This is a genomic window from Oceanobacillus sojae, from assembly GCF_900162665.1.
Taxonomy (GTDB): Bacteria; Bacillota; Bacilli; order Bacillales; family Amphibacillaceae; genus Oceanobacillus; species Oceanobacillus sojae_A.
The window spans coordinates 1-1,263 of sequence record NZ_LT727800.1 but is presented as its reverse complement, the minus strand read 5'-3'; the positions used below and the strand labels follow the sequence as shown (position 1 = coordinate 1,263).

General features: G+C 40.7%; 1 protein-coding gene. It reads right to left on the bottom strand.

The genetic code is table 11. From position 1 onward, the window contains the following. Positions 1-79 precede the first annotated feature (79 nt). On the bottom strand, positions 80-1,263 hold a 1,184-nt coding region (locus tag BN1068_RS00075; RefSeq protein WP_139344686.1), incomplete at its 5' end, for a transposase.

The window sequence follows — 1,263 nt, the reverse complement described above, 5'->3', positions numbered from 1 at the left end:
TGAATGAATTTCATAATTGCTCTTTTTAAAAATACAAAGACGAACAGAATTTTCGAAAGTGTATTTTAAAAAACAAAAATTATGCAGCTTGTTGTTGCTGAATAAGCTCCGCTTGGATGCGATCCGCAGCTAATTTGGAAGCATTGTAAATCAAAGCGACCATGTCAAAATGGACTTTCGCACGCTTTCCAGTGCGATAGCGAACATTATTTAACTGATAGAACTCTTTTAAATAAGCGTTGACACGTTCTACTGCTGTCCGTTGTTTAAAAATCTTTTTCCAAGCTCTTGATCCGCGCGCAGGCGCCGTATAACGTCTTAAATCGGTGGTTATTTTGACTTTATACACTTTTTGACAGATACCTTCATTTGCAAGTGGGCAGTTGCTACATTCCTTAGGTCTGGTATACTTCAATGTTTCGTATTTCGGATCAAAGCTGTCATATTTATAGGAATGTTCTCGCAAACAGGTCGGGGCAAAATCCTTATCAAACCCGATCATTTCGCCTTCATTGCGTTTATTATAGGCAATGACAGACTGTTGTCCCATGCGATGAATTTGTTCATAAATCGGCTCGAAATCATAGCCCGCATCCAATGTCTGGTAAGAAGCAGACGTAAGCGGAAGTCGTTGATCTATCCCCTTCAATAGGGCGATAGCGGCTTTTCCATCATTTAAGCTGCCGGAAGAAAACAAGGATTGTAGAATATACTGGCTTGATGCCCCAACTGCGAGGTGTCCTTTGTAGCCAAACCAATACTCGTTTTTACCATCTGCATTCTTTTTCACACCCCATTTTGGGTTCTGTGGCACTTCTGCACGCAATACGTCTAATGGAACGTCTAATTGAGCTTCTATTTTCTTTTCATACAATGGAAGATTCGCTTCTTTTTCTGCTTGTTCTTTGAGATATTGGTCGCGTTCTTTCTTGGATTTACGCCCACGCTTTTTGGGTCTGATTTCCGATTTTTCTTCTTTTTGAACGGGCGCCTTGTCCCGGGCTTCAAAATGGGTTGCGTCAATGGCGATGACTTCATCAGCGATAAATCCTTCTGTGATAGCTGCCAGTGTTACGTTTTCGAAGGATTTCTCTAAAATATCTGATTCACTCAGTTTTGTAACCAAGCGAGAATACGCAGCTTCTGACGGTGTAGAATCGGAAACAAGAAATCCGCAGTTCATTTTAAAGATAAAGTCATCATTTAGACGCTTGATTAAGTCTTTGATCGTTGGGATGCGCTCGATGTAGCGAATAAAAAAAG